At 55.3% G+C, this 2764-nt stretch carries 3 protein-coding genes; 2 read left to right on the forward strand and 1 reads right to left on the reverse strand.

Annotation, left to right across the window (positions count from 1 at the left end):
* Positions 1-221: 221 nt before the first annotated feature.
* Positions 222-818: a hypothetical protein gene (locus ACZRMH_RS25680; RefSeq protein WP_053221401.1), complete on the forward strand. Its 597-nt coding sequence runs from the start codon at positions 222-224 to the stop codon at positions 816-818.
* On the forward strand, positions 818-1108 hold the full coding sequence (locus ACZRMH_RS25685; protein WP_048403116.1) for a hypothetical protein: 291 nt from the start codon (positions 818-820) through the stop codon (positions 1106-1108). Before ACZRMH_RS25680 ends, ACZRMH_RS25685 begins: the two co-directional genes overlap by 1 nt.
* On the opposite strand, the gene mobV is transcribed toward ACZRMH_RS25685, so the two are convergent.
* Positions 1080-2039, reverse strand: coding sequence for a MobV family relaxase (gene mobV, locus ACZRMH_RS25690; protein ID WP_153387375.1), 960 nt, complete (start codon positions 2037-2039; stop codon positions 1080-1082). The genes ACZRMH_RS25685 and mobV overlap by 29 nt on opposite strands.
* Between the last annotated feature and the right edge of the window lie 725 nt (positions 2040-2764).

The following is a 2764-nucleotide window of genomic DNA, read 5'->3' on the forward strand; positions in this document are numbered from 1 at the left end:
CGCCCTTTATAGAATTAGAAGAGAAAGCAGTAGAAAATAGGTTAAGTAGTTGATTTATATAAGTTTCATCCAAAGAGCGATGTCTCACGTGGCTATACATCTATGTATCACCCGGTGAGACATCGCTATACGTCATAAAGCATTTGTGAGGCATCATGCATCTTGCTAGCATGAGGCATGATGCTTCAAAAAATGCACACTAATGTTTCACGGGGTGATACATGTCTCAGGACGAAAAAAAGGTTCAAAAGCTGGAGGAACAGCTCACCCAAGTGAGGGCCTTGCTGAGCCACACAGTCGACACGCTAGAGCAGGAACGGCGGCTTTCAGCAGTAACCAAAAACCGGGTGGCGGGGGGTTACTACATGATGAGTAGAGCCGCCGAAAAGAACTTAAGAGCGATGCAGCGAGACAACCCAGCGGCAGCCTTGGTGTTCAGCGTTATCAGGGAGAACATGCAGATTGGCACCAACGCAGTGACGATATCTCAAGTAACCCTCTGCAAAATCCTGAACAGGTCTAGAGCGACCATTTCACGCGGTGTGAAGTACCTTGCGGATCACCAGTTTGTTCAAACGATCAAGACCGGCAACGTCTCGACCTATGTGGTCAACGAGCAGATAGCGTTCGCAGGCACCGCTGGACAGCGCAAGGCAGTTTTCTCGGCAACGGTTGTAGCCCATGAATGCGAGCAGGAAGAAGGCTGGGATCAAGTGAAAAAGCTCAAAGCCGTTCCAGTGATCTATGGGGATGAACGCCCGATTCTAGGCGCCGATGATCTGCCCCCACCTGACCAAACTGACTTGGATTTCAACTGATGATCGTGGATATACGACCACAAAACGGAAAAACGCTGATCGCCTTCAAAGCCAAGGACCTGAGCAGTTTTGATGACATATTGGGCATCGCTTGTGCTGTTGCAGCAGGCCAATACTGCTTTGAGGCTGGATCACTGCTCAGCCCTGATTTCAGGCAGTTCATCGATGAAATAAAGCCACGTACCCAATACGGCATTCTTGTAGGCCGTGACCTGCATGACAAGCCGTTAGTTCGTTGGGGGAAACTCATGAAAGCAGGATCTAGAGGGTCAAGCCCTTCCCTTTGGTGACCGTCTTGCTCTGCTCCTTGGCCTTTGCGTTCTCCTGCTGGAGTTCGGAGGCCATCTTGAGCACGCTGGCGATCTGATCCTTCGTAAGCCCCCTGAAAGACCCCTCAAACGTCTCCAGGCGCTTTCTGAGGCCTTTTGCCGTGTTCCGTGCCTCTCTCGCCTTGCGTTCGCTCTCAACGCTCTCAGAGGCCTTAGCAACGGTCCCCGCAAACCCTTTGTTCAAATCCTTCGTCACACGCTTGGCGATCATTTCTGCATCTTCGACCAGATCCCCACGGCCTCTGACTCGCTCCAGCAAAGTCGCCTTCTCCAGCACCCGCGGTTCTACGGATGAGGGCCGAAGCGTTACGGAAGACTCCATTCCCTGTTGGACCGCCGCGTAGTGCTGCTGAATTCGCTGATGGTTGGCCATGCTGCCTTCGATCCCGCGCTCCAAACCAAGATTGGCCACACAGGCTGCGTAGGAGGTTTGGTCCGCGCGCATTTTGTCGCGACTGCCGATGAACTCCTTGGCGCTCAGGCGTTTGTCTTGAGTCAGCGGCACGACGAAAGCGGACAGATGAGGAGTTGTTTCGTCCCGGTGAATGCTGGCTGTGACGATGCGATCGGCACCGTATTTGTCCGCTAACCACTGCAAGGACTGCTGGAAGAACGCCTTTTCCTGTTCTGGTGTCGATTTGGCGAACCATTCAGGGCTAGCCGATATCACGTATTCGACGGCCAATACCGCGTCTTTGCGCCGTTTCTCCGGCAGCAAATCCCGCAATTTGCCCATCGCCTCGTCCGTGTTTTTCGCGACCAGGTGCTGGTTGTCGGGCGTGCGCTTCTGGTCAGCATTTTGCGTCTCACGTTCCCGGTAGCAATGCTGCATCGAAGCCGCCACTGCGCCCATATTGGCGAGCTTCTTTGCTCGCATGATTGCGTATGCCATGTCATCCCCGATCCGCTCGAAATTCGCCTAGCTCCGCTGGGCCACTTGATTACAAGTGTACTCACTAGACTTTGCTTCGCAAAGATCGTTCGAAAAGCCCCTGCGTCAATGAAATTTTCACATGGGCCAAAAGGCCAAAAGTACCAAAGGCCTGCGCGGCTTCGCCTTGCTCCCCCCCACTGACGCGCCCCCCCAAGGGGGCTTGTCCGTTCGCCACGTGGCAGGCGGTCAGGGGAAGAGCGCCCCTGACCACCAGCCCTGAGCGTTGGGGTCGTTCCAGGGCGTCAAGGTCGGGGCCGCTTCGCGGTCGCTGCGCGAACCTTGACCCCCTTCCACTTCGAATGGAGTGGGGGTCAAGGGGTTGGTGCGGCCCGCAGACGCGAAGCGGCGAGGACTCGGCCCCTTGACGCCCACGGAGTGACCCCAGCCTCCGTGAGTGGGGGCAGGGGGCGCTCTTCCCCCTGCCCCCCGAGCCCTCGGCGGCAAGAGTGGGGGTTCCAAGGGGGCAAAGCCCAATTGGGCGAGGGCCGAAGGCCCGCTGCAAGCCTTAAAAAGTCGCTGCCCGGAGGGCAGGCATTTTCGGAGCGAAGCGACTGGGTATGCCAAGCGAAGCGCGGCAAGGGCGTCGCCCTTTATAGAATTAGAAGAGAAAGCAGTAGAAAATAGGTTAAGTAGTTGATTTATATAAGTTTCATCCAAAGAGCGATGTCTCACGTGGCTATACA

This window comes from Pseudomonas sp. B414, assembly GCF_055408445.1.

What these genes read in the sequence shown, in the direction of transcription:
- ACZRMH_RS25685 (WP_048403116.1), top strand. Translation starts at nt 818, where the DNA reads ATGATCGTGGATATACGACCACAAAACGGAAAAACGCTGATCGCCTTC.
- ACZRMH_RS25680 (WP_053221401.1), top strand. Translation starts at nt 222, where the DNA reads ATGTCTCAGGACGAAAAAAAGGTTCAAAAGCTGGAGGAACAGCTCACC.
- mobV (WP_153387375.1), bottom strand. Translation starts at nt 2,039, where the DNA reads ATGGCATACGCAATCATGCGAGCAAAGAAGCTCGCCAATATGGGCGCA.